Source organism: Aquimarina algicola, assembly GCF_006443095.1.
In the GTDB taxonomy this organism is placed as follows: Bacteria; Bacteroidota; Bacteroidia; order Flavobacteriales; family Flavobacteriaceae; genus Aquimarina; species Aquimarina algicola.
Genome location: NZ_VFWZ01000007.1, coordinates 88,255 through 114,251, shown reverse-complemented (window position 1 = coordinate 114,251; position 25,997 = coordinate 88,255). Strand labels below are relative to the sequence as shown.

General features: G+C 31.1%; 23 protein-coding genes. 13 read left to right on the top strand and 10 right to left on the bottom strand.

Annotated features, from left to right (window positions below; all coding sequences use genetic code 11):
* Positions 1–78: 78 nt before the first annotated feature.
* Positions 79–2,313 carry a tetratricopeptide repeat-containing hybrid sensor histidine kinase/response regulator gene (locus FHK87_RS19590; RefSeq protein WP_140595562.1) on the bottom strand — a complete coding sequence of 745 codons (2,235 nt, stop codon included), beginning with the start codon at positions 2,311–2,313 and terminating at the stop codon, positions 79–81.
* A 271-nt stretch (positions 2,314–2,584) separates the two neighbouring features.
* Here FHK87_RS19590 and FHK87_RS19585 point away from each other — a divergent pair, with 271 nt between their 5' ends.
* The 5 genes from FHK87_RS19585 to FHK87_RS19565 all read left to right on the top strand — a co-directional run bounded on the left by FHK87_RS19585 (position 2,585) and on the right by FHK87_RS19565 (position 4,835).
* The gene (locus tag FHK87_RS19585) at positions 2,585–3,223 is read left to right on the top strand and encodes a peroxiredoxin (RefSeq protein WP_140595558.1); all 639 of its coding nucleotides are present in this window, start codon (positions 2,585–2,587) and stop codon (positions 3,221–3,223) included.
* 73 nt (positions 3,224–3,296) lie between these two features.
* Positions 3,297–3,611 (top strand): thioredoxin family protein, encoded by a 315-nt coding sequence (locus FHK87_RS19580; RefSeq protein ID WP_140595554.1) that lies wholly within the window; start codon positions 3,297–3,299, stop codon positions 3,609–3,611.
* Positions 3,592–3,849, top strand: a complete 258-nt coding sequence (locus FHK87_RS19575; protein WP_140595551.1) for a DUF6952 family protein — start codon at positions 3,592–3,594, stop codon at positions 3,847–3,849. The genes FHK87_RS19580 and FHK87_RS19575 overlap by 20 nt, the downstream gene beginning before the upstream one ends.
* Before the next feature lie 110 nt (positions 3,850–3,959).
* Complete coding sequence (gene tpx / locus FHK87_RS19570) at positions 3,960–4,460, top strand: thiol peroxidase (protein ID WP_140595546.1); 501 nt, start codon at positions 3,960–3,962, stop codon at positions 4,458–4,460.
* 15 nt (positions 4,461–4,475) lie between these two features.
* A complete protein-coding gene (locus tag FHK87_RS19565) occupies positions 4,476–4,835 on the top strand; it encodes a diacylglycerol kinase (protein WP_140595542.1) in 360 nt (119 codons plus the stop codon).
* A gap of 79 nt (positions 4,836–4,914) precedes the next feature.
* Here FHK87_RS19565 and FHK87_RS19560 read toward each other — a convergent pair whose 3' ends face one another.
* The gene (locus FHK87_RS19560) at positions 4,915–6,054 is read right to left on the bottom strand and encodes a hypothetical protein (protein WP_140595539.1); all 1,140 of its coding nucleotides are present in this window, start codon (positions 6,052–6,054) and stop codon (positions 4,915–4,917) included.
* 319 nt (positions 6,055–6,373) lie between these two features.
* On the opposite strand from FHK87_RS19560, the gene FHK87_RS19555 reads away from it, so the two are divergent.
* The 4 genes from FHK87_RS19555 to ribB all read left to right on the top strand — a co-directional run bounded on the left by FHK87_RS19555 (position 6,374) and on the right by ribB (position 12,276).
* Positions 6,374–8,848, top strand: coding sequence for an FtsK/SpoIIIE family DNA translocase (locus tag FHK87_RS19555; protein WP_140595535.1), 2,475 nt, complete (start codon positions 6,374–6,376; stop codon positions 8,846–8,848).
* Between the two features lie 38 nt (positions 8,849–8,886).
* Positions 8,887–9,516 (top strand): LolA family protein, encoded by a 630-nt coding sequence (locus FHK87_RS19550; protein ID WP_140595930.1) that lies wholly within the window; start codon positions 8,887–8,889, stop codon positions 9,514–9,516.
* Between the two features lie 110 nt (positions 9,517–9,626).
* Positions 9,627–11,072, top strand: a complete 1,446-nt coding sequence (locus FHK87_RS19545) for an LptF/LptG family permease (protein ID WP_140595532.1) — start codon at positions 9,627–9,629, stop codon at positions 11,070–11,072.
* A 49-nt stretch (positions 11,073–11,121) separates the two neighbouring features.
* A complete protein-coding gene (ribB, locus tag FHK87_RS19540; RefSeq protein WP_140595528.1) occupies positions 11,122–12,276 on the top strand; it encodes a 3,4-dihydroxy-2-butanone-4-phosphate synthase in 1,155 nt (384 codons plus the stop codon).
* Positions 12,277–12,336: 60 nt separating this feature from the next.
* Here ribB and FHK87_RS19535 read toward each other — a convergent pair whose 3' ends face one another.
* On the bottom strand, positions 12,337–13,527 hold the full coding sequence (locus FHK87_RS19535) for a DegT/DnrJ/EryC1/StrS family aminotransferase (RefSeq protein WP_140595524.1): 1,191 nt from the start codon (positions 13,525–13,527) through the stop codon (positions 12,337–12,339).
* A gap of 140 nt (positions 13,528–13,667) precedes the next feature.
* Entirely contained in the window at positions 13,668–14,303 is a 636-nt protein-coding gene (locus tag FHK87_RS19530) for an NAD(P)H-dependent oxidoreductase (protein ID WP_140595521.1), read from the bottom strand.
* A gap of 88 nt (positions 14,304–14,391) precedes the next feature.
* On the opposite strand from FHK87_RS19530, the gene FHK87_RS19525 reads away from it, so the two are divergent.
* Positions 14,392–14,778, top strand: a complete 387-nt coding sequence (locus tag FHK87_RS19525; protein ID WP_140595518.1) for an acyl-CoA thioesterase — start codon at positions 14,392–14,394, stop codon at positions 14,776–14,778.
* A 44-nt stretch (positions 14,779–14,822) separates the two neighbouring features.
* Here FHK87_RS19525 and nhaC read toward each other — a convergent pair whose 3' ends face one another.
* Positions 14,823–16,310: a Na+/H+ antiporter NhaC gene (gene nhaC, locus FHK87_RS19520; protein ID WP_140595515.1), complete on the bottom strand. Its 1,488-nt coding sequence runs from the start codon at positions 16,308–16,310 to the stop codon at positions 14,823–14,825.
* A gap of 1,062 nt (positions 16,311–17,372) precedes the next feature.
* Here nhaC and FHK87_RS19515 point away from each other — a divergent pair.
* Complete coding sequence (locus tag FHK87_RS19515) at positions 17,373–18,005, top strand: CPBP family intramembrane glutamic endopeptidase (RefSeq protein ID WP_140595510.1); 633 nt, start codon at positions 17,373–17,375, stop codon at positions 18,003–18,005.
* On the opposite strand, the gene FHK87_RS19510 is transcribed toward FHK87_RS19515, so the two are convergent.
* From FHK87_RS19510 to FHK87_RS19500, 3 genes are all read right to left on the bottom strand, one after another.
* Positions 18,002–18,574, bottom strand: coding sequence for a non-canonical purine NTP diphosphatase (locus FHK87_RS19510; RefSeq protein ID WP_140595507.1), 573 nt, complete (start codon positions 18,572–18,574; stop codon positions 18,002–18,004). The genes FHK87_RS19515 and FHK87_RS19510 overlap by 4 nt on opposite strands.
* A gap of 73 nt (positions 18,575–18,647) precedes the next feature.
* Entirely contained in the window at positions 18,648–19,172 is a 525-nt protein-coding gene (locus FHK87_RS19505) for a KdsC family phosphatase (protein ID WP_140595505.1), read from the bottom strand.
* Positions 19,156–19,920 carry a Rossmann-like and DUF2520 domain-containing protein gene (locus tag FHK87_RS19500; protein WP_140595503.1) on the bottom strand — a complete coding sequence of 255 codons (765 nt, stop codon included), beginning with the start codon at positions 19,918–19,920 and terminating at the stop codon, positions 19,156–19,158. The genes FHK87_RS19505 and FHK87_RS19500 overlap by 17 nt, the downstream gene beginning before the upstream one ends.
* A 271-nt stretch (positions 19,921–20,191) precedes the next feature.
* Between FHK87_RS19500 and ccsA the strand changes: the two genes are divergently transcribed.
* Positions 20,192–23,371 (top strand): cytochrome c biogenesis protein CcsA, encoded by a 3,180-nt coding sequence (gene ccsA, locus FHK87_RS19495; protein ID WP_140595501.1) that lies wholly within the window; start codon positions 20,192–20,194, stop codon positions 23,369–23,371.
* Positions 23,372–23,481: 110 nt separating this feature from the next.
* Here the strand turns inward: ccsA and FHK87_RS19490 are convergent, their stop codons facing one another.
* Positions 23,482–24,387 (bottom strand): DUF1963 domain-containing protein, encoded by a 906-nt coding sequence (locus tag FHK87_RS19490; RefSeq protein ID WP_140595499.1) that lies wholly within the window; start codon positions 24,385–24,387, stop codon positions 23,482–23,484.
* Positions 24,388–24,591: 204 nt separating this feature from the next.
* Between FHK87_RS19490 and FHK87_RS19485 the strand changes: the two genes are divergently transcribed.
* The gene (locus FHK87_RS19485; protein WP_140595497.1) at positions 24,592–25,326 is read left to right on the top strand and encodes a YARHG domain-containing protein; all 735 of its coding nucleotides are present in this window, start codon (positions 24,592–24,594) and stop codon (positions 25,324–25,326) included.
* Between the two features lie 15 nt (positions 25,327–25,341).
* Here the strand turns inward: FHK87_RS19485 and FHK87_RS19480 are convergent, their stop codons facing one another.
* A complete protein-coding gene (locus FHK87_RS19480) occupies positions 25,342–25,986 on the bottom strand; it encodes a response regulator transcription factor (protein WP_140595494.1) in 645 nt (214 codons plus the stop codon).
* Positions 25,987–25,997 lie beyond the last annotated feature (11 nt).

The window sequence follows — 25,997 nt, the reverse complement described above, 5'->3', positions numbered from 1 at the left end:
AGAAGAAATCATATAAAAATTACATATTTATCTTATAAATATTTGTCGACATTTTAAGAATATGGGAATTGTAAAGCTTTAGACCATCTTTACTTTAGAAATGTTTTTCATAATGGTTTGAAAGAATTGTTCTGTATCATATGGCTTAATGATAACATCATTCATACCTACAGACAATGCTTGTGCTCTTACTTCTCTTTCTTCTACAGCAGTTAGCGCAATAATAGGAATATTTGTGTTAAATGTTCTAATTACTTTGGTAGCCTCAAGACCATTCATTTCAGGCATATTTATATCCATAAGTATTAGGTCAAATTTCTCTTTTCTGAGCATCTCAATTGCATTTGCTCCATTGCTGGCGATGCTACATGTATATCCTTTCTTTTTTAGGATATTTTGAGTAACTATTTGATTGATTTTATTATCATCAACAATAAGTACGTAGAAATTACTAGTCCCGATACTTATACTTTCTCCTATATTATCAGCAATGCCTTCTTCTTTTATGGCTTTTTCATAATACAAATCAAAATAAAATTCAGAACCTACAGATTCTTTACTTTTAATAAAAATTTCACTGTCGTGTAAGTGGATAAGCTTTTTAACAATAGCGAGGCCTAATCCTGTTCCTTCATATTCCTGATTCTCGTTTTTGACCTGAGCAAAATTATCAAATATGGTTTTTTGTTTACTTTTTGGGATACCAATACCATCATCTTTTACTATAAAACGTAGATTATAACTTTTATCTTTAAGATCGATACATTTTACTTCTACCCAAATGTTTCCATTTTTTGTGAATTTTAGAGCGTTACCAATTAAATTTATAAGTATTTGTGAAAGCCTAACAGAGTCACCTAACAAAGTTGTATTGATTTTTTTATCAATATTAACATGTACTTTGTTGTTATTGTTTTTTTGTTTGGTTTGAAGTGAATTGACAATTCCTTCTATTAAGGATTTAAGATCAAAAGAAACTTTTTCAAGTGTTACTTCATTGGTCTCTATTTTACTGAGTTGTAAAACGTCATTAATCAATGCTAAAAGATAATCTCCTGAAAATTTTAAAGATTCCAGATATTCACTTCTTTTTCTGTCTTCGGGATTTTCCATTAATAAAGAGGTTAACCCAATCACTCCATAAAGAGGAGTTCTTAATTCATGACTTACTGTAGAAATAAATTGTGATTTTAGAGTCGAAACTTGCTCTGCTGTTTCTTTAGCACTTTTAAGTTCTTTGTTTTTATCAATGAGATCGTTATTTAATCTTTTTTTCTGAATATTATTTCTATAAGAACTAATTAAAAAGGCTAGCGAAATAAGTATTAAAATAATACCAAGAATGATACTTCCTCGCCATTTTAATACCTCAGATTCACTTTCTTTTTTTTCGGACTCTGCTTTTTTAGCTCTTTTTTCTAAAATATCTACTTCGTATTTGATATTTGCTCTTTGCAGCTCTTTTAATTTTTTATAATCTTTTGCTTTTAAAATATTCTGAAACTGTTTTTTTTGAAATGCATATGCATTTTTGAAGTCATCTTGCTTTCTATAGAGCTCGGATTTTGTTTCATAAGCAGAAGCTAGTTCTTCATAATAGGTTGAAATTAACTCATCATTATTCTCACTATTTTTGGTTTCTCCAACAGCATATGAGATTGCATTATCTATATATTCTTCGGCTCTTTGGTAGCTACTTATATTTAAAAAGTATTTACCTAATAATCCATTTAGCTTAGTTTTATCTAGATTAGGTGATTTTTTATGAATTAATTTTCTTGCAGGCAAAAGGTATTCGTATGAGCTGTCAAAATCTTTTCTAGAAATATAATATTCTCCAAGATTAAGTAAAGGTCTGATCATTCTAGCTGTGTCTTTTAGCTTCAATGCAAACTCATAAGACTTTTGATAATACTCAACTCCTTTTTTACGAGTGAGATTATGCTTGGTATATACTCTTGCAAGATTATTGTATAAATCTGTTTCTAATACTTTGCTTTTAGAACTTTGTGCATATACGAGTGCTTTTCTGTAATTACTTCTCGCTTTGTTATCATCTTCACTTGTCTCGTAATTTTTGGCTATAATATTATATATGTAACCAAGACTTTTGTCATCATTATTATATTGAGCATTTTGTTGAGCAATTTTTGCAATTTCTAATGCTTTCTCATATTGGTATTCTTCCTGTAATCTTTCTGCCTTTTTAATATATGATTGTATACTATCAGAGACAAGGGGATTTTGGGATTGAACAGTATATGTAAATCCTATTAAAAAAAATATAATACTATGTAGAATATTATTTTTCAATCCTTTATATTATTGATTAGTCGTATGGCGAAAATACGAAAATAGATTTAAGAAGATGTAATTCACCGTAAAAAATGTGCTATTTATCCATAATTTTTGTAAGTAAAACGGGTTTTTTGTAGGATTTTTGTTGTTTTTATTTTTAGAACGAATTAGTAATTAGAAAAAACTATTATAATATAAAAAATTAAAATTGAGAGTTTCTTTTTGTTTGCAAAGCAGATGTATATTTGCACCGTAAAAAATTAAATAAACCAGTAAATTAAAAACTATGGCTTTTGTAGGGAAAAAATTTCCAAATCTTGATGTCGATGCAATGAATGATATGGGGGATACTTTTAAAATTAATGTTTTAGAAGAAGCAAAAAATAAAAACAAAAAAGTTCTTTTATTTTGGTATCCTAAAGATTTCACATTTGTATGTCCGACAGAATTACATGCTTTTCAAGAAGCTTTAGCAGAATTCGAAAAAAGAAACACTATCGTTATCGGAGCATCTTGTGACACACCAGAGGTTCATTTTGCATGGTTAAATACATCAAAAGATAATGGAGGTATCGAAGGTGTTACTTATCCAATTTTAGCAGATTCTAACAGAAATCTTTCTAGTACATTAGGAATATTAGATATTACTAATGAAACATACAATGAAGAAACTGGTGTAGTTACTGTAGAAGGTGATAATGTAACATACAGAGCTACTTATCTTATCGATGAAGAAGGTACTGTTTTTCATGAAGGAATAAACCATATGCCAGTAGGTAGAAACGTAGCAGAATTCTTAAGACTTATAGATGCTTATGCTCATGTACAGAAAAATGGTGAGGTATGTCCTGCAAACTGGGAAGAAGGAAAAGATGCAATGAATGCAAATAGAGATGGTGTAGCTTCTTATTTAGCTTCTCACTAATCTTAAAGATTTACAAACAAAGCTTTCAAAAGTATGAGCTTCTGAAAGCTTTGTTAACATTAAACTAATTTCAATGATACAGGAATTAACAGAAGATAATCTAGATCAATTAATAAAAGATAACAGCAAAGTTGTTGTGCAATACTCTGCTTCATGGTGCGGTAACTGTAGAATCATGAAGCCAAAATTCAAAAAATTGGCTGCAGAAAATACAGACATGGTTTTTGTAGTAGTAGATGCAGAAAAATATCCAGAATCACGAAAACTAGCTACAGTAGATAATTTACCTACCTTCGCTACTTTTGAAAATGGAAATTTCTCAAGTCAGGTTCAAACTAATAAATTTGATATTCTTAAAGAATTAGTAAATGAAATTACCGGTAATTAAACATCTTACAAGTTTTATCGAAGAAAATGACGAAGACTTTGTGGTAGAAACGATAGAAACGCTAGAAGCTTTAACAGAAGTTCCTTCTCTTAAAGATGAAGAATTAGACGTGATAGGAGAGTTAATATCAAATATGTATGGAGCACTAGAGGTAGACAAAATGATTAAAGATGGTGTTCCTAAAAAAGAAGCTCTAAATAATTTTATGCAAAGAGTATTAGGATCGATAGATACTTAAAAACATTAAAAAAGGCCTTCTGTAAAAGAAGGTTTTTTATTTTATATAAACTTTACATAAATTACTATTTAATCTTATTAATTTTGAATTACAAACAACAATAATTTATTATGGCATCAATTACACTAAAAGGAAACACGATACACACCAGCGGTGAATTACCTAAAGTAGGAGAGAAAGCACCAAATTTTGAACTTGTAAGTAAAGATCTTTCTACTGCCAAACTAGAGGATTATGAGGGGAATAGGGTAGTTCTTAATATTTTTCCTTCTGTTGATACGGGAGTTTGCGCAGCATCAGTCAGAGAATTTAATAAGGTAGCTGGGGATTTAGAAAATACAAAAGTATTATGTATTTCACGAGATTTACCTTTTGCACAGGACCGTTTTTGTGGAGCAGAAGGGCTTCAGAATGTAATTAACCATTCGGATTTTAAAACAGGTAAATTTGGAAAAGACTATGGATTAGATATAGTAGATGGTCCATTAGAAGGATTACACTCTAGAGCTGTTGTAGTATTAGATGAAAAAGGAATTGTATTGCATGCAGAACAAGTTCCGGAGATAACACAAGAGCCAAATTATTCTGATGCTCTTAAAGTTTTGTCTTAAGCATTTATGAGCGGCATGATCTCATTTATAAAAGGTAGGTTGCGTGGTTGTGGATACGCTTTTAAAGGGGCAATATTATTAATTAAAACTGAACCTAGTATACAGGTACAAGTTACTATTGGTATTATTATGACCTGTTTGGGGCTATATTTTAAAATATCCTCCTTTGAATGGATGTTACAAATATTTGCTATTGGATTGGTAATGAGTACAGAAGGAATGAATACTGCTATTGAAGCAATCGCAGATTTTATTCATCCTGATTTTCATAATAAAATAGGTTTTATTAAAGATATTGCAGCCGGAGCCGTATTTATTGCAGCTATCACCGCTGTGTGTATAGGAGTGTTTATTTATTGGCCCTATCTATTTTAATGCCTAAGGTAAAAAAGAAAAAGGTTTGTATCTTGAATATAAAATACAAACCTTTTTTGAATGTTTTCTTATCAATTATTTAATTGATATTTATATGTTGTGTTTTACACTTTTCAATAGTAATATTACCTCTACCTAAAACGATAAAATCGTTTTGATTATTTAAAGAGTTTTTCTTCACTTTTACAAAAAATGGATATTCATTAGCAATTACATCATTAAAATATCCTTTTTGATTTGCAGCTACTCGTATTTCTTTATAATCAGCATAACGCCCATCTTTTTGTTTTCTTTGTATAGTAACAATAATATTCTTTCCAGTGTTATTTACAAAACCAAAATTACCATAACCTTGCATACAATCTATTTTAGGTTTGGCTGTAGTACGTAAATTATTACTATAAGAATCAATGTTTGTAAAAACATCATTATTCGGGTTAAGTGATTTTTGCAGAGGTACAGAGCTCAAATTTCCCTGTTTTGGGTACCCGATAGGATTTTGATTGTTAGAATAAAAGCCATTACTAGCTTGACCTAATGAATTGCCTTGAGGCGCTACATTCGACCTTTGTAGGTTATTTGGGTATTGTGTGCTACCATTTTTTGGGTAAGTAGTATTTGGATTGGCATAATTTGATTGCCCACTATTGTATTGATAAGTAGAAGGTTGTGCATATTGATTGTTTAGAGGTTGTTGTTGATTTTGTTGATTTTGGTAATTAGAGTATTGTTGTGCATTTGAATTTTGAGGTACAGTATTTTGATACTGATTTGGAATTGGTGCTGATCTTTGAAAACTATTCTGTTGTTGAGGCGAAATACCGTTTGTATGAGGTTGTTGATTATTATAGTTACCGTTTGGTCTATAACCTTGATTTGGGACTGTAGAATTTACATAATTTCCATTCTGTGCAGCTACCACCGGATTAGGAGTTATTACACTGTTATTTTGAGGTGTACTAGGCATTACCATTTTAAAGCGCTCATCTTGCTGTTCTTTCCTAATCTTATTTTCTTTTTTTACGCTTTTTATATCCTGAGCTTTAAACATAAATGCATACCCATCCTGAGTTTGTATGGTAAGGTCTTCATTAAAATTTAATTCAGTAATCTTTCCAACAATGACACTTCCGTTTTTTAATGTAATTACATCAAGAGGTTCTTGAGAATTCATTGAAAATGAGATCATAATGACAATCAATAATAGTAACTTTTTCATGACTTTTTGTTTAATTTTATCAAATTCGACTTATGTAATTGAGTATAATTGATTGATTAATTTCTTGAATATTCTAATACATTATTAAAAATGATTATAACGACTGTAATTTTTATTTTAATAAAAAGACAATCATTTTATCCTAATTTAATGATTTGTAAGTGATTAATTAGTTAAGTGTTTGCTAAATTAATTGCTAAAAATTTTAAGAATTATCTTTGATTTTAGTGAGATCATTCTAGTATACGAGAGAAAATTTTTTTGGCATTTTTACGTTCCAATAGAGATATTCGTATTTTTGTGATAATACACCCAAAAAATGGCTAAGAAGAAAACAAGCTCAAAGAGGAAAACAACAACGACAAAAAAAACAAAAACTCCATTAAAACAACGATTTAAGCTATCTAATCAACAAAGAGTGATTTTAGGTAGTTTTCTATTTTTTTTAGGAATAGCATTGTTCTTTGCTTTTATTTCATTCTTTTTTAATTGGAAAACAGATCAAAGTGAACTGTCAGAATTTTATAATAGGGATATTTCACCTAAAAATTGGCTAAGCAAATTTGGAGCTACGGTAAGTCATTTTTTTATATTCAACGGGTTTGGTGTTTCTGCATTGGTAATTCCTGTCATGACTTCTTTAACAGGTGTTTATTTGTTTTTTGATTTAAACAAAAAAAGATTGCTAGGCTTTTGGTTTTGGGGAGCATTAGTAATGCTTTGGGTATCTGTAGTTCTTGGCTTTGTAGAAAAAGGAGGAGGGCTTCTGGCAGGAGTAGTAGGTTTTGAAATCAATGATTTTTTGCGGGATTATATAGGTTTTATAGGTACGGTTCTTTTATTAGCTTTTCTTGCAATTGTATATATAGTGGTTCGACTAAAATATACCCCAGAAAAAATTTCCCAATCATTACGATCTACTCAAAGAGATACATCAAAAACAACTAGAACATCTAAGCAAACATCAAATCAAAAAGATAAAGAAGATGCTGAACCTAAGCCTATTATAGAAGATACATCAAATCTTGTAAATAATAAGACTGATGATGTTCTTCAGGAAAAAGAGAAAAAAGAAGAAACGAAATCCTCTCCCGATACAAAAGAGATTAATTTAAATCCAACAGTAAATGACTTTTATGCTGATCCCAAAAATAGAGATGATGAAATTCCTGAAAAACTTATCATAAAATCTGAGGATAATCCCGAAGATATCGAAATGGAAGTTGAAACTACGGTAGAAGAAGAAGTCGTAGAAAATATTAGTGCAAAACTTGTTAAAGATTTTGGAGAATTTGATCCAAAATTAGAATTAGGAAATTATAAATTTCCAACAATAGATCTATTAAAAGATTATTCTGTACAAACCGGTGGTATTACAATAGATCAGGGAGAGCTAGAAGAAAACAAAAATAGAATTGTTGAGACTTTAAAAAACTACAAAATAGAAATTGCTCAGATAAAAGCTACAGTAGGTCCTACAGTTACCCTATATGAGATTGTTCCAGAAGCGGGGATTCGAATTTCTAAGATCAAAAACCTTGAAGATGATATCGCACTTTCTTTAGCGGCATTAGGAATACGAATTATAGCTCCAATACCTGGTAAAGGAACGATTGGTATTGAGGTTCCTAACAAAAAATCAACCATTGTATCTATGCGATCGGCTATTGCGTCTCCAAAATTTCAAAATGCAGAAATGGCATTACCTTTATCTTTAGGTAAAACAATTTCTAATGAGACTTTTGTGGTTGATCTAGCCAAGATGCCCCACCTTCTGATGGCAGGAGCAACAGGTCAAGGTAAATCCGTTGGACTAAATGCTATTTTAACATCGTTACTTTATAAAAAACATCCCGCAGAAGTCAAATTTGTACTTGTAGATCCTAAAAAAGTAGAACTCACACTATTTAATAAAATTGAACGTCACTATTTAGCAAAATTACCCGACGCAGAAGAAGCAATCATTACTGATAATAATAAAGTTATCAATACATTGAATTCACTTTGTATAGAAATGGATAATCGATATGATTTGCTAAAACAAGCTATGGTAAGAAATATTACCGAATATAATACAAAGTTCAAGACAAGAAAATTAAATCCCGAAAACGGACATCGATTTTTACCATATATAGTGCTTGTTGTAGATGAGTTTGCAGACCTTATTATGACAGCCGGGAAAGAAGTAGAAACACCTATAGCAAGACTTGCACAGTTGGCTAGAGCAATTGGGATACACCTTATTATTGCAACACAACGACCATCGGTAAATGTTATTACAGGTATGATCAAGGCCAATTTTCCTGCTCGTATAGCTTTTAGAGTGACCTCAAAAATAGATTCGAGAACCATACTTGATACAGGAGGAGCAGATCAATTGATCGGTAGGGGAGATATGTTGTTTACTCAAGGTAATGACATAGTAAGGATTCAATGTGCTTTTGTAGACACCCCAGAAGTTGAAAGAATAACCGAGTATATTGGTAGTCAAAAGGCATATCCCGATGCACATTTACTACCAGAATATGTTGGCGAAGAAAGTGGCACAGGTCTTGATATAGATAAAAGTGACAGAGATAAACTTTTCAATGAAGCAGCAGAAGTAATCGTTACTGCTCAACAAGGATCAGCATCTTTGCTACAGAGAAAATTGAAACTAGGATATAACCGAGCAGGTAGATTAATAGATCAATTAGAAGCAGCAGGAGTAGTTGGACCTTTTGAAGGTAGCAAAGCAAGACAAGTACTAGTACAAGACTTAGCATCACTTCATCAGCTTCTTGATAATGAATAAAAGAAATAACTAACACAATCGAAAGAAACCAATTCATGATGATAAGAAAATTTATAATCGTATTATGCATATTTAGCACTGCCATAATTAATGCTCAAAGTGCCAAAGGACTTTTAGATGAAGTTTCTAAAAAAGTAAAAAGCTATAATAACATAGCTATTAGTTTTAAATATGCGCTCAATAATCCTGCAGAAAATGTTTCTCAAGAAACAAGAGGTGATATTACATTAAAAGGAAATAAATATGTACTTAATCTAATGGGAACAGAACGCATGTATGATGGAAAAAAAGTACATGTAATCATTCCTGAAGATGAAGAAATTAATATTTCGTCTCAAACTGAAGAAGACGATGCGAGCCCCTCAAAAATGCTTACATTTTACGAAGATGGGTATACATATAAAATGGATATTGTTCAAAATGTAAACGGACGTAAAATACAATATGTAAAATTAATACCAATCGACTCAGGAAGTGATTCTAAGGAAATATTATTAGGTATAGATAAGCAGACAAAACATATTTATAAAATGATTCATAAGCAAAATAATGGTACAAATGTTACTATTACTGTGAATAGTTTTAAAACAAATCAACCGCTTTCTAAAACATTATTTGTCTTTGACGAATCAAAGTATTCAAATTATTATATCAATCGTCTCGATTAATATAATAATTTGTTAAAATATTCAATTATTAAAGAACGGATGTAACTCTTACATACGTTCTTTAGTTTTTAAATAGCGTATATTTACGGCAAAATTAGACTACGTTTATAGTGAAAATATTAGACAGATACATTCTAACCTCTTTTTTAAAGACGTTTTTTCCGCTCTTTATTATTATAATGTTTATTCTTTTATTGCAAACCATTTGGTTATTTATTTCTGAGTTGGCAGGAAAAGATCTGGATTTTTCTGTGATTGTTAAATTTTTGACATTCGCTACTCCTCGATTAATTCCTATGGTCCTACCACTTACCATATTATTAACCTCTGTAATGATTTTTGGAAATTTTGCAGAGAATTATGAGTTTGCAGCGATGAAATCTTCTGGGATTTCATTACAACGAGCAATGAGAACATTAGCAGTTTTTATGCTTTTTGTTGGATTTGGTGCGTTTTTATTCTCAAATACAGTAATCCCATCTTCAGAAAAAAGATTTATTAACTTAAGAAAAAATATTGTAAAGCTAAAACCGGCAATGGTATTGACTCCTAACCAATTTAATGACTTAGGTGATATTAATATTAAGGTTGCAGAAAAGTTTGGAGACAATGATGAATTTTTACGAGATGTAATTATCCATAAAAAGTCAGTAAACAGACAAGGAAATTTTACGGTTATAAAAGCAGTAGATGGAGAGCTACGAGGAAGTACAGATTCTGATTTGGTGACGCTTGTGCTTAATGATGGTAATTATTATGAGGAAATACAACAAAGGTCTCCACAAAAAAGAAAGAAACTTCCTTTTGCTAAAACACATTTTGAAAAATATATATTAAATGTTGATTTATCGTCTTTGGATAATGTTGATATGGATTCTCAGCAGTATAGCAAAGGATATAATATGCTTAATGTTAATGAATTAAAAAGTGAGATAGACACATTGTCAATGCAAGTTAATAATGATGTAGCATCATTAAGTTCTGATGTAAATAGAAGAGCTGGTTTTGATGGATTGAACAAAAATGTAAAGATCGATAGTGTTCGGACAGTAGAAAATGATACATTGAGTATTATAGATTATTTTGATACAAACAAAAAAATGCAGGTGTACCAAATGGCTTCTTCTAATGTTGATGGAGTGATAAGGCGATTAAATACAACTCAAAAAAATCTTGCTATCAAAAGGAGAGCACTTAATAAATATGAAATGTCATTGCATGATAAATATGCTCTTGGAATTTCTTGTGTTTTACTATTTTTTGTTGGCGCACCACTTGGAGCAATTATTCGTAAAGGAGGGTTAGGGCTGCCGATAGTGATAGGTGTTGTATTATTTTTAACGTATCATTTTATTGGTATTTTTGCGAAAAATGGGGCAGAAGAAGGAGGGGTGCCTCCACTTGTTGGTTCTTGGTTATCAACATTTATTATATTTCCACTCAGTATCTTTTTGACATATAGAGCAACTAGAGATAGAGGTGTTTTTAATGCTGATGTTTTTGTACAACCAATTCGCAATTTCTTCATAAAACGATTCGGTAAATCAAAGAAATAGATTTCTTTTTAAATATCTTTGTAAAGAAAACTACTTTAAGAAAATTTTGATGTCACAACAAACTACAGAGACGAAGCAAAAAATTAAGCTTAATACTATACAAGAAGCTATAAATGATATTAGAGAGGGAAAGGTAATCATTGTTGTTGATGATGAAGATCGAGAAAATGAGGGAGACTTTATAGCAGCAGCAGAAAGTGTTACTCCGGAGATGATTAATTTTATGGCAAAACATGGAAGAGGATTAATCTGTGCTCCCCTTACCGAAGATCGCTGTGAGGAACTTAGCTTAGAAATGATGGTGCAGAACAATACCGTATTACATGAAACTCAATTTACTGTTTCTGTTGATTTACTAGGTCATGGATGCACAACCGGAATTTCTGTTCATGATCGTGCTAAAACGATAAAAGCTTTAGTTGATGAGAATACAAAACCACATGATTTAGGAAGACCTGGACATATTTTTCCGTTAAAAGCAAAAAATGGAGGAGTTTTAAGACGTACAGGGCACACAGAAGCTTCTGTAGATTTAGCAAGATTAGCAGGATTAAAACCAGCAGGAATTCTTGTGGAGATTCTTAATGAAGATGGTACTATGGCTCGATTACCTCAATTAGTAGAAGTTGCCAAAAAGTTTGATCTTAAACTTATTTCTATAGAAGATTTGGTTGCTTATCGAATGAAACATGACTCTCTAATAGAGAAGAAAGAGGATTTTAATATCAATACAAGGTTTGGTAAATATAGATTACGAGCCTATAAGCAAACTACAAATAGTCAAATTCATATTGCTCTTACACTTGGTACATGGGATGATAATGAATCAGTACTGACAAGAGTTAATTCTACATTGTTTAATAATGATATTCTTGGTACTTTAACAAACAATGCAGACAAGAGGTTAGATGCAATGTTTCAGCGTATCAATGCAGAAGGAAAAGGAGCAATAATCTTCATTAATCAAGAAAGCCAATCTCTTAATCTTCTTAATCGATTAAAAGGGTTAAAAGAAATACAAAAAGAAAATGAAGTTGTAAAAGCTCCAAAAATAATAATGGATACCAAAGATTTTGGGATTGGAGCCCAAATTCTACACGATATTAATGTCCATAAATTAAAATTATTATCTAATTCTACTCAACAAAAACGGGTAGGGATTATTGGTTATGGATTAGAGATTATGGACTATGTAGAGTATTAGTCACTGTGAAATTGCTCTAATACTTTTAAATTTCGAAATAAAATAAATAAAAGATACTTTTTAAAGAGTATCTTTTATTATTTGTACCATTTTTTCTGCTCTTTTAGAAATCTCTTCTTCGGTCCAGCTTAATTTAATCAAGCATGAGATAGTTCTACTCATCCAAGCATCACTTGCAGGAAAAGGCTTTTTATTTTTTTGTAGTCCTTCCTGTATTTCATTAGAGAACTTAGTTAAAGACTTTTGCTCTAGTAAATGCTCCCATTTTTTATAGTAGTGCCAATTATTATCATACCAATAAAAACAAGCATCTATTTTATTTTCGGAAAACGCTTTATGTACATCTCGGGCATTGTTTTCATCAGGAAGAAAAATATTTAGAAAAGCATAACTTTCTACACCATTTTCGGGAACTTTTCTAAAACTTACTTCAGTAATAGGCTCTAAAGCATCACGAAGTATGGTATAATACTTTTTTTGTAAAGCAATGGTATCATCTAATTTTCTAAGTTGAGCAATTCCTACAGCTGCATTTAGTTCGGATAATCTATAATTATATCCAAGAAATGGGTGTGCTTCTGCGCCTCGATCTGTTCCTATATGATCATGGCCATGATCTTGATATTTATGAGCTCTATTGGCAAATATTTCAGAATCTGTAATCATTCCTCCACCTTCACCACATGTAACTGTTTTTACAAAGTCGAAAGAAAAACATCCTAAATCACCATAGCTACCAAGAGGTTTACCTTCATAAGTTCCTCCGATAGCTTGACAAGCATCTTCTAATAAAATCAGATTATGATCATCACAGATTTTCTTTAAAGCTTTTAAATCAGCCATAGAACCGCACATGTGTACAGGCATGATTGCTTTTGTTTTCTCTGTTATAGAAGCTTCTACAGCCTTTGGAGCTAAAGTTAATGTATCATCAATATCACACAAGATAGGTACAGCACCAACAGATAAAATTGCTTCAAAACTTGCTACAAAAGTAAAAGTAGGCATAATGACTTCATCTCCTGATCCTATTCCGGCACTGGCAAGGGCAACAGTCAAAGCTGCAGTTCCACTAGATACTACCTGAGCATATTTAGTCTGCATCTTTTCTGCCAAATTTTTCTCTAATTCAAAGGCTTTATAATGCCCTTTTCTCATCGAATCAAATCCATAACGCATCAAGACTCCGTTATCCAGAACATCTTGAACTTCTTTCTTTTCTTCGGTACCAAATAATTCGAATCCCGGCATAAGTAGTATGTGTTTGTATTAAAAATTATTTTCCAGCAAAAATACCTAAAAGAGTTTTTATTTAAGAGACATATTTATAGTTTTTTTAACTAAACTTTGTTTAGTTGTAAAATAGAAACTACACCAATGTGTTCCTGTAATTATGAAGATATATTCACTACCATATTCTGTACGCCTCGGCGTACTTTTTTTAACTCAGAAAACATGTCATCTTCTGCTCTATATCCTATCGGAAGAACAAGTACAGAGGTTAATCCTAAATCTTTGAGATTCAGAATTTCATCATATTTTTCAGGTATAAACCCTTCCATAGGGCAAGCATCAATTTTTTCAATCGCACAAACTGTAAGCAGGTTGCCCATTGCTAGATAGGCTTGTTTTGTTGCCCAGATTGATATTTCTTCTTTTGATTTTTGAGTAAATGATGTGATCAATTGCTCTTCAAATGGTTTTAAAATTTCTGATGGAGTATTACGTATAGATTTTACACTTTCAAAATATTTCGTTATATACTTTGCATCAATTTTATTTTCAATACAAATAACTAACAAATGAGAAGCGTCTGCTACTTGTTGCTGATTCCATGAATGTTCTGTAAGCTCTTTTTGAATTTTTTTATCCTTTATTATAAGTAATTGTAAAGGTTGTAAACCGTATGATGTAGCAGTAAGGTTAAATGCCTCAGAAATGAGATCGATTTTATCCTGCGACAGGATTTTTTGATTGTCAAATTTTTTTGTGGCATATCGCCATTGTAAACTTTCTATAATATTCATTATCTCTCTTTAATTGAGTAACAAATATAGTAGGATAAGAGTTACCTTTGAAAGCGAAAACTATAATTAAATATTATATAAGTATTGTATGAACTCTATAGATGAATTGATAAAAAAATCAGAGACAAGAATCTTTAAAGCTGTATTTCCTAATACAACAAATCACTATGAAACGTTATTTGGAGGCACCGCTTTACAGTTAATGGATGAGGTTTCTTTTATTTGTGCTACGCGTTTTAGCAGAAAAAAAGTAGTAACGATATCTACAGATAAGATCGATTTTGAAAAACCAATCCCAGAAGGAACTATTATAGAACTTGTTGCAAAAGTGGTAGAAGTAGGAAGGACAAGTTGTACTGTCAAAGTAGATATTTATAAAGAAGATATGTATAGTTATGATCGTGAAATTGCAGTGTCAGGTCATTTTAAGTTTGTAGCTATTAATAATGATAAAAAACCCATCCCAATCATATAATCAAAAAAGCCCTTTTATTACAAAGGGCTTTTCGTTTTTTATTATTATCTAGTCTCTTGTAATTGCTTAATTTTTATTCTAAATGCGGCAAATATAAGTGTCATGAAGAAGCTCAACCAATTAAAAATAGCATATATAGCATAATCTGCTACAGGTACCCCAAGCACCCCACTTTGATATGCCCCACAGGTATTATAAGGAATCAATACCGAGGTAACTGTACCTGTATCTTCAAGTGTTCTACTCAAGTTTTCTGGTGCTAATCCTTTATCCTTAAAAGCTTTTGCATACATTCTACCAGGAACTACTATTGCAAGATATTGATCAGATGCTGTAGCGTTAAGTACAACACAACTTAAGGCAGTACTGGCAAAAAGCCCAAATACAGAATCAAAAAGTCCTAATAATGCTTTGCTGATTCTCGCTAATGCACCAATTGCATCCATTACTCCACCAAATACCATTGCGCAAACAATTAACCATATTGTTCCGAGCATACCGGACATCCCACCGGATGAGAATAAATCATTTAATTCTTTGCTGGTCGTTTCTACAGCGGTATCAACAGTCATGGCTTTCATGACACCAATATAAGCAGAGTTGAATGTTAATGTCGAACTACCTGCGATTTGCATGATAATATCCGGTTGTGCAATTATCGCAGCTATAGCCCCCAGTAATGTACCGGCTAATAGTGCAATAAGTGGAGGTGTTTTTTTTACAATTAACCCAATTACAATTGCAGGAACTACAAATAACCATGGTGTAATTGTAAAAGCACTATCTATGGCTTCTAATTGACTACTTATTTCTGGTGTACCCGAAGTATCCAGAGTAAATCCTATAATTGTAAATACTAATAAGGTGATAACTATGGTCGGTACTGTTGTGTATGTCATGTATTTGATATGAGAAAACAATTCTCCACCTGCCATTGCAGGAGCTAAATTTGTGGTATCAGATAGTGGAGACATTTTATCTCCAAAATAAGCTCCGGAAATAACAGCACCTGCCGTCATCCCTAATGAAATCCCAAGTGTATCTCCTATGCCTATTAATGCAATACCGACAGTTGCAGAAGTTGTCCAGGAACTTCCCGTAGCAATAGATATGATTGCACATATAATCACACATGCAGCTAGAAAAATGGTTGGGTTAAGAATTTGTAATCCATAATAAATCATGGTAGGTATAATACCGCTTACCAGCCATGTTCCTGCAAGCGAACCTACCATTAATAATATCAGAAGAGCTCCTGTAGTAGATTTTATATTTTTAGAAATCTCTTCTATCATTTGTTTGTAAGAAACGTTGTTAAAAAAACCCACAATTGCAGCTACTGCTGCACCAAGTAGTAAAATAAATTGATTACTACCACTTAAAGCATCGTCTCCAAAGGCATAAAAAACATTATAAAAAAGCATTCCTATCAAAATGATGATAGGGATTAAAGCTTCCCAAATACTTAATTCTTTATTTTCTAATATTTTTTCATTTTGTGAAGATGATGATGTAAAGTTTTTGTTTTCCATATAGGTAAATTCAAATTTTATGGACGTAATGTTACGATATTAATAAAATTTATGCAACGTAATGATTAAGTTTAATCGTTGTTGTCTTTAAAATTAAGAGTTTAAAATGATATGTTAACTTGATTTTAAATCTACAAAAACGCTTTTAATCGATTTAAAATGCATTTAATCGATTATAATACTGTTTTTGAGTATGAATTTTGAAAAAATTATCCATTGTCATTGTACTTTTGAAATGTAAAATAGAAACAGTAAGAGAAAAATTGGAATTGTTTTTTGTTGTGATGTTTTTAGCGAATTAGTTAATCTATTTTCAGACCTAATCAGATAAGCCTCTTTCCCCAAGGAGGCTTTTTTGATTTTATAAACGAACGGATCACGTAATGAAGTAGGTAAAAGATTACTACTTCTGATATTTGGATTTTGAAATAATCATCAGGCGATTCACTGCACCAAAGTTTATGATTTATATATTTAAAATATTGTTTATAAGTTTTTTAAGTAAGGTTTCTTATAGTTTGTAGACTATTGTAAATGTATAATTATGTTAAAAAATATGTTTTTCATCGATTTTATTTGTTTTTAATCGATTTAATTGTGACTTTTGAACTGTAAAATATTTAGATATGATTAACATTAAATACTTTTACAACGTAATAAAGAAATAATTGAAAGTTTTAAAATATTGATTATCCCAATCTGAACTAAATTAACCTTTTTTTATCCCAAATTGAACTTATCCCCTACACAAATAAGCCTTTTCCCCAAAGGCTTATTTGTATTTCAATAACTTGTTGTTATATAAAAAAGTATGATATAATCCTCTGCTATGCTCCCAAGTTTGGTAATATGTTTTATACTTTTTTGAAAAAAAATGTTTTTTCAAATTCTGAAAAATAAATGTTTATGACTTCTCTCAAATTGTGAGGATTGTTTCTAACTCGAAAAAGGTCAACTTCTATCTAGTATAGTTTTAAATACCTCATGAAAAGTATAAAAATGATATTATCTGTTTATTTTTAGCATGTGATACGTCTAAAATAATATTGTAAATAGATAATTATGAAAAGTAAATTGTATAGGGGTATAGAATTATTTCTTTTTTTTGTTTTACTTCCTTTAAGTTATTTATTAGATTCTCATTTCCTTTTTAAAGTTATTCCTACATTTTTTGGGTTCATCTATATTTTGGTACTATTAAAAAGAAATCAATATCTAAAATTTTCATTACCGAGTGTAACGCTCTGGAAACCATTTTGGAAAACTACATTGATTAAGCTCTTTATTATAATTATCGTCACAACAATCTATGTTTATGGGATAGCACCAGACAAATTATTTTCAGTATTGCTAAAAAAGCCTGGATTATGGGTTATTATATTATTTGTATATACTTTTTTATCAGTATGGCCACAAGAGATTATATATAGAACCTTTTTTTATGACCGCTATGAAGATTTAATTGCAAATAATTATCTATTCATTTTTATCAATGCTATTTTATTTTCTTTGGCTCATATATTTCTTGGAAGCTTATTAGTACAAATACTGACTTTTTTAGGAGGGTTATTATTTGCATACACATATCATAAAACCAGATCTACTATTTTGGTTTCTATAGAGCACGCCATCTACGGTAATTGGTTATTTACAGTAGGTATGGGAGATATGCTCGCTTTTCCGGGTGCAGATTAAGTAGTAAGGTAAGATATGAGTTGAGCGATAGCTTTACCTCTATGACTAATTTTATTTTTTATTGATAAAGGAAGTTCTGCAAAGGTTTTTTCATAGTCTTTTGGTAAAAAAATCGGATCATATCCAAAACCTTTGTTTCCTCTTTTATTTTTGGTGATTTCTCCTTCACAAATACCTGTAAACATATGAGATGTATTATTGAGTTCTAAAGCAATTACTGTTTTGAATTGAGCATTTCTATTTTTGTGATTATCAAGTTCAAGAAGTAATTTATTCATATTTGCATCAGCATCTTTTGCCTCTCCGGCATATCTTGCAGAATATACTCCCGGTGCTCCTTGTAAAGCTTCAACTTCTAATCCTGTATCATCTGCAAAGCAGTCATACCCATATTTTTCTTTAATATAGTTGGCTTTTTGTTGCGCATTACCCTCGATAGTATTAGATGTTTCAGGAATATCTTCTTCGCAACCAATATCCCGTAAACTTAATAGTTGAATAGTTTTAGGGATTAATGCTTGTACTTCTTTTATTTTATTAAAATTATTTGTCGCAAAAACAAGTTTCATATGATTTAAGAATAAAAGTATACTTCTTTAGTGTACTTCACTGAAGTGTTATATTGAATAGCTTAGGTCTCTTTTAGGCTTCTGCATCAAAATCAGAAATCCATTTTCCCTGAACCTTCAATACTTGTTCAATTACATCTCTTACACAGCCTTTTCCACCTTTTTTATAAGACACATATTTAGAAACTTCTTTTATTTCAGCTACAGCATCTTGCGGGCATGTTGGCAAACCGATCATTTCCATTACCGGTAAATCAGGAATATCATCACCCATGTATAATACATTTTCAGGTTTGATATCGTAAATATCAAGATATTCATCAAGTTGCTCTACTTTATGATGTGCCCCCAGATATATATCTGTAATTCCTAAACCCTTTAGTCGTTGTCTAACGCCTTCGTTCTTTCCTCCAGAAATGATACAGATGTTAAACCCTTGTTGTAAAGCGGTTTTCATAGCATAACCATCTTTTACATTCATAGTTCTTAACAATTGACCATCTGTATTGATAATAACAGAACCATCAGTAAGTACTCCGTCAACATCAAAAATAAAAGTTGTAATGTGATGCAAATATTCTTTATAGCTTTTTTCCATGTTTTGATTGTATTGCTGCAGTTAGCGCTTGGTATATATTTTTATGCTCTTGATTTGATAAAGTATTCAGGTGTCTTTGTATCGTTTTGGTATCATTACGTAATGCCGGTCCGGTTTGAGCAAGATCAGGATCTATTTCAGTTATTTTTGTTGCTGTTTCTAAAATCAATGCGTGCAAAATTTCAAAAGGCACTTTTTGAGTATCACAAATGTTTTTTGCGGTAGAGAACAGGTAGTTAGTAAAATTATTAGCAAAAACAGCTGCTACGTGCAATGTGTTTCGTTGTTCTGAGGATATTTCATATACGTTTTTTGATAATGATCCGGCTACTTTTTTGAGCAAAGCCAAATCTTTTTCATGTTCTGCCTCTAGGCAAAAGGGTATAGATTCAAAATCGATATCTTTTTGCTGGCTGAACGATTGTAACGGATAAAATACCCCTCGTTTATTAGCATTGTTTAATGTATGCAAAGGAGAGCTACCAGAAGTATGAACAACTAATCGATCATTAAACATAAGTCCATCAGAAACTGTTTTGATTGCATCATCACTAACTGCTACAATATATAGATCAGCCTCTTTAAGCACTTGCAAATCATTCGTAATGTCACCTAGCTCTTGATCAGGATGCAAAAGTATACCTTTGCGATTATAGCATTGTATGACATTTATAGCCTTTATATTCATAAAAGCTTTGTATAAATGTTTAGCCACATTTCCCGAACCAAGAATGATAATTCGAATCATTCGGCAAAAATAATGAAGTTACCTCATAAATCTTCACATCTTTTCTATCAATATTCACAATATAAAGCTAAAGTACAGTAAATTATTTGGTCTTTTATTTCTAAAAACGAATCGTATGTTTTTTATATTGAGTTCATTAGTTTTTAAAAATCAATTATAGGGTTTAACAATTAATATTCTTCTGTTAAATCCTTGAAAAACATGCATAACTCATGATACTTTATCCTGTTAAAAGCGTTAAATTTGCCGCAGCAAAAAAAGAAAGAAAACTATGCAAGAAAGATTAGCTAAGATTTTATTCTCAACACGGTTAATGGCAATTTTATTTATTGTTTTTGCAGTATCGATGGGAGTTGGAACTTTTTTGGAAGATGCACATGGTACTACTGCAGCAAGAATATGGATTTATAACACTTGGTGGTTTGAAGCGATAATGATATTTTTTGCTATTAATTTCTGCGGGAATATTGTACGATTTAGGCTTTATAAAAAAGAAAAGTGGGCTACATTACTTTTGCACTTATCATTTATTCTTATCATTTTAGGAGCCTTTGTAACTCGCTATATCAGTTATGAAGGAGTAATGCCTATAAGAGAAGGAGAGACCACATCAACTTTTCTTTCGGAAAAAACGTACCTAACTATTTTTATGGATGGTGAGATTGATGGAGAACCTCGTCGTCGTATTGTTTATGAAGACCTTGAGATTGCCGAAGCGACCAATAATGACTTTACTATCCAGACAGACTATAACGGTCAACTTGTAACAATCGAATATAAAGATTTTATTATGGGTGCAGAGATGGGGCTAGTTGAATCTGAACAAGGTAAACGTTACTTAAAAATTGTAGAAGCAGGAGATGGAAACCGACATGAACACTTTCTTGAAGAGGGAGAAGTCTCTAATATTCATAATGTATTAATCGCCTTTAATAAGTCAACAAAAGGAGCAATTAATATTACGTATACTAATGAAGATGAATATTTCATAGAATCTCCATTTGAAGGTTCTTATATGCGGATGGCAGATCAAAAACAAGGTTTAGTCTTTAAAGATAGTTTACAACCATTAATGTTGCGATCATTATATCAAACTGCGGGAATGCAATTTGTAATTCCTGATCCTGTAATGCAAGGAGAATATGATATCATACCTATTAAAGAAAAGGCTAAAGGACAAGAAGACGCTTTAGTTATAAATGTAAGTACCAAAGGAGAGACAAAAGAAGTAAAATTACTAGGAGGAAAAGGGTTTAGTAATGATATGAAAAAAACCTCTTTAGGAGGACTTGAAATGTATTTTAGTTATGGATCAAAAAGACTAGAATTACCTTTTGCTTTAAAACTTAATGATTTTATTGCAGAAAAATATCCGGGAACTGAAAATATGTATAAATCCTATATGAGTAAGGTAGATATTGTAGATGGTAATGATTCTCGTCCTTATGACATTTATATGAACCATATTTTAGACCATAGAGGATATCGTTTTTTTCAAGCTTCTTTTGATCCTGATGAAAAAGGCACCATCTTGTCAGTAAATCATGATCGCTGGGGAACGTTAATTACTTATGCAGGCTATATTCTGCTATACATTGGTTTAATGCTTATTCTGTTTACCAGGGGATCACGTTTTAAAGATCTTGAGAAAATGCTTAATAAAGTAAAATCAAAGAAACAAGAATTGACAATTGGTTTAGTTATATTTATATCTACTTTTTCTTTTGCACAACAACCAGATCATGTCAATCATTTGCAAGCTGTACCGGGTAAAGCACAGTTAGACTCTGTTATTAAGGCAAACATGGTACCAAAAGAGCATGCAGCAAATTTTGGAAGTATTGTGATACAGGATGAAAGAGGAAGAATGAAGCCTGTTAATACGTTCTCTTCAGAATTGTTGCGAAAACTCAGTAAAAAAGATACTTACGAGGGATTAAATGCAGATCAGGTTTTTGTATCAATGGTAGAAAACCCATTGATTTGGTATAGTGTACCGATAATAGAATTACATAAATATAATGATAGCATCAGAAAAATTATTGGTGTTCCTAAAAAGACAAAACATATTTCTTTGATAGACCTTGTAGAACCGGATGGTTCTTATAAACTGTCACCGTATTTAGAAAAAGCCAGTAGTACTAATACACCTAGTAAATTCGAAAAAGACTTTTTAAAAACACATGAAAAATTCTATTTGCTTAACCAAGCACTTGGAGGAGGTATTTTAAGAGTTTTCCCTGTACCAGGAGATGAAGGAAACAAGTGGGTATCCATGCCTGAGTTGAATGAGCATAAATTTAGCGGAATGGATTCTGTATATACTCGTCAAATCATACCGATATACCGTCAAGCCCTACAAGAAGCCAGAAAAACTGGAGACTATAGTAAACCAGATCAATATGTTTCTAGCATTAAAAGCTTTCAGAAAAAATTTGGTGACGATGTTCTTCCATCAGATAAAAAGATTAAAGCAGAAATAGCCCTAAATAAGTATGATGTTTTTAGAACACTTTATAAATATTATGGTCTAATAGGGCTTCTACTGCTGCTCTTTGTTGTTTGGCAAATATTTAAAGATGCCAAGGCAATTAAAATACTGATTAATGCCATGATTGGCATTATAATTTTATTATTCGTAATGCATACTGCAGGATTAATAACAAGATGGTATGTATCCGGACATGCACCTTGGAGTGATGCTTATGAATCCATGATTTATGTTGCCTGGGCAACATTAGCCATCGGATTAGCCTTTGGAAAAAAGAGTACCCTTACTATAGCTGCAACGACTTTTGTAGCATCAATTATTTTATTTTATGCACATGAAAACTGGACAGATCCTGCAATTGCGAATTTACAACCAGTACTAGATTCGTATTGGGTGTTGATACATGTCTCGATAATTGTAGCTAGTTACGGTCCTTTCTTTGTAGGAGCAATTTTAGGGATTTTAGCCTTATTATTGATGATTTTGACTACGAAGTCTAATAAGAAAAAAATGAATTTAACCATAAAAGAGCTTACGATTATCAATGAAATGGCACTTACAATTGGATTAGTTATGCTTACCATAGGAAACTTTTTAGGAGGAATGTGGGCTAACGAAAGTTGGGGGAGATATTGGGGTTGGGACCCCAAAGAGACATGGGCTTTGGTTAGTATAATGGTGTATGCTTTTGTAATTCATATGCGATTAGTTCCGGGATTGAGAGGAAGATGGTGGTATAATATGGCATCTGTAATTGCTGTTTATAGTATTCTTATGACATATTTTGGAGTAAATTTCTATTTAAAAGGATTACATTCTTATGCAAGTGGCGATAAAGTTATTACTCCTAATTCAATATTTTATTCAATAGCTTTTCTTGTAATCTTAGGAGCCATTTCTTTTTGGAGAAATCAGGTACATTATAAAAAAAGTACTAGTACCGTTAGTAAAGGCGACTAGCTCTGGTGTATACTAATCATATAAAATATACCTTTTCGGTAATACTAATCTATAGTATCGAAAGGTATATTTTTTTGTGAGATCTATCTTATCAATATATTAATTGTTTTCTATGTATTTTGAACAATAGCAATAGTGTTTTTAAAATCTAGATTGGCTAGATCTTTTTGATGCATGCATAGATAAAGATGCGCACCATTCATACTAAAACCATATCCGTATTTTCCTCTCATTTCAAAAGATATTAAATTGATATAGTTTTCTCGGTCATTATTTTTCTTGTCATACTTTTTATATAGGTCACTCCATTTTTCTGCGATATAATGTTGAACTGAAAAAGGTACTCCTTGCAGAATATTGTGACTAAAGAATGTATAAAAATCATCTTCTGGAGTTGGGGGTTGTAAGCCTGCTCCTTTGGCCAATTCTATACGATGTTGCATCATTATAGCTTTGTCAAATATAATATCAGCTACTTCATCAATCCCATCTGCGTCATCTTCAGAGATATCATCTCCTAATTCATAGTTAAAGGGATATCTAGGGAGTTGATAACTATTTTTAAAGTTTATATCTCTTGGTGCTAACCTTTGTTCTAAAGGTATTTCTTCGGGTATTTTTGCTAGATTTAAATTTTCTGTGTCCGAAAAAAAATACACTTTAAAAGCATCTTTTACATCATATTCCCACATGATATCATCTGTAACCGAAGCAAAACATAATAATATTCCATGATCCGGGAACAAATTAGCTACATCATAAGGCTTGATTTCTTCAAAATTTATTTGAAAGAAAAATGCTAAAGGAGCATTGTTGGTAAGAGATTGTACGGGCCAAACAAAATCTTCTGGTACTGCAGGAGCTCCACCAAATCTAGAATTTAGTATGCTAAGATCTGATTCATTTTTATCTACAGAGAAAATGATATTTGGCATAATTGATTTAATAACATCATCAACATTATCCCATTCGTATTTTTCAATTTCTTCTATAAGTCTCTTTTTGATATCAATCATATTTTCAATTTAGTTATTGTAACAGTTGTTTTACTTTTTATTTGATAATAGTTCAGAAAAAATGAAAATATATTTTTTGCCTGTTTTAGAAACTCCTATATCTAGTAGTTTTACTGTTTTTGGTAAAAAAACATTAATAGTAATTTGTAGAATTTGATAAAATAGGTGTTATTGGTTTTTATTAAAAATGATTAATTGAACGCTATGAAAAGGCTGAATATTATTTATCTAATTATGTTTTTAGTATTGTCTTGTAATCAATCAGAAAAGGTTGTGTCAAAACAAGAGGATAAAAAAGATAATTCTGAAAAATTATTAGAAGAAGAGGAACTACGAAAAAAAAGTAAGAAAGAACTTAGATTACTTAGAAACGAGATTTTTGCCCGAAAAGGATATGTTTTTAAAAATGAAGAAATAAAAAACTTCTTTGAAAGTAAAGATTGGTATCAACCACAACCGAATAAGAAAATTGAGCTGTCAGAAATTGAACAACTCAACGTGAATTTGATTAAAAGAATAGAAAATGATAAGCTTCAATGTATTTATGTAATTGTAAAGAAAATAAAATCAGAATTTAAGAATGATAATATAGATCATTTAGACATAGATACTTCTTATATCCCATTTCTAAAAGAATTTGTTGCAGAAATCAATGTAAATGCTATTATAGATTCTGAAGAAAATGAATATTCTAAATCATACTATTTTCATAAAAATTGGGATTGGGAAGATATGGACATAGATGAATGTGAGGATGAGATATTTATACATTTTGGAATTGAAAGTAAAACGTTTATCATACAGATGAATACATGTGCGATTTATAAGGGCGAAGATGAAGGCGAAGATGATTTTGTTTCAGAACAGAATATGATATTTGAATTTAAATATGAAGCAGATTGTAGTTATCAGTTCATAAGAACAGGTGTAGCAGGTTAATATACTTTATACCTTTTAACCCTTTATATATTTCATTTTGATTGCAAATTTGGTGAGTCCTGCAAGGTTTCTAACATTTAGTTTTGCAATTAGGTTTTTACGATACCAATCAACAGTATACTTACTTAAAAAAAGTTTGTCTGCTATTTCTTGAGTAGTAAATTCTTGGGCGATTAAGGTAAGAATATCAATTTCTCGTTGATTTAATTTGATGTCTTCGCTTTGTTTCTTTTGAATATTGTTTTTTCGAATGATTGTTTTTATTTCAGAAGAGAAATATTTTTCACCTTTTAGAATAGCTTCGATAGCAGAATAAAGTTCTTTTTTCTCAGCATTTTTTGGAACATAACCATTAATATCCAAGTCAAGTAAAGAATTGACGATTTCTTGATCAGTGCCCATGCTTACCACTAATACCTTTAAATTAGGTCTTTGCTCTTTTAGCAATTTGATGAACTCTAACCCATTGAGATGTGGCATACTTATATCAGTGATAATAAGATCAATTTTTTCTTTTGAATTAATTTTGAGATACTTTATGATATGCTCTGCGTTTGTTGCAGACAAAAGTATTTGATACTTGTCTTCTGATTTGAGTATACTGATCAATCCATCTAAAAACATTTTGTGATCGTCTACTATGATTATATTATATTTCATATTGGTTTATA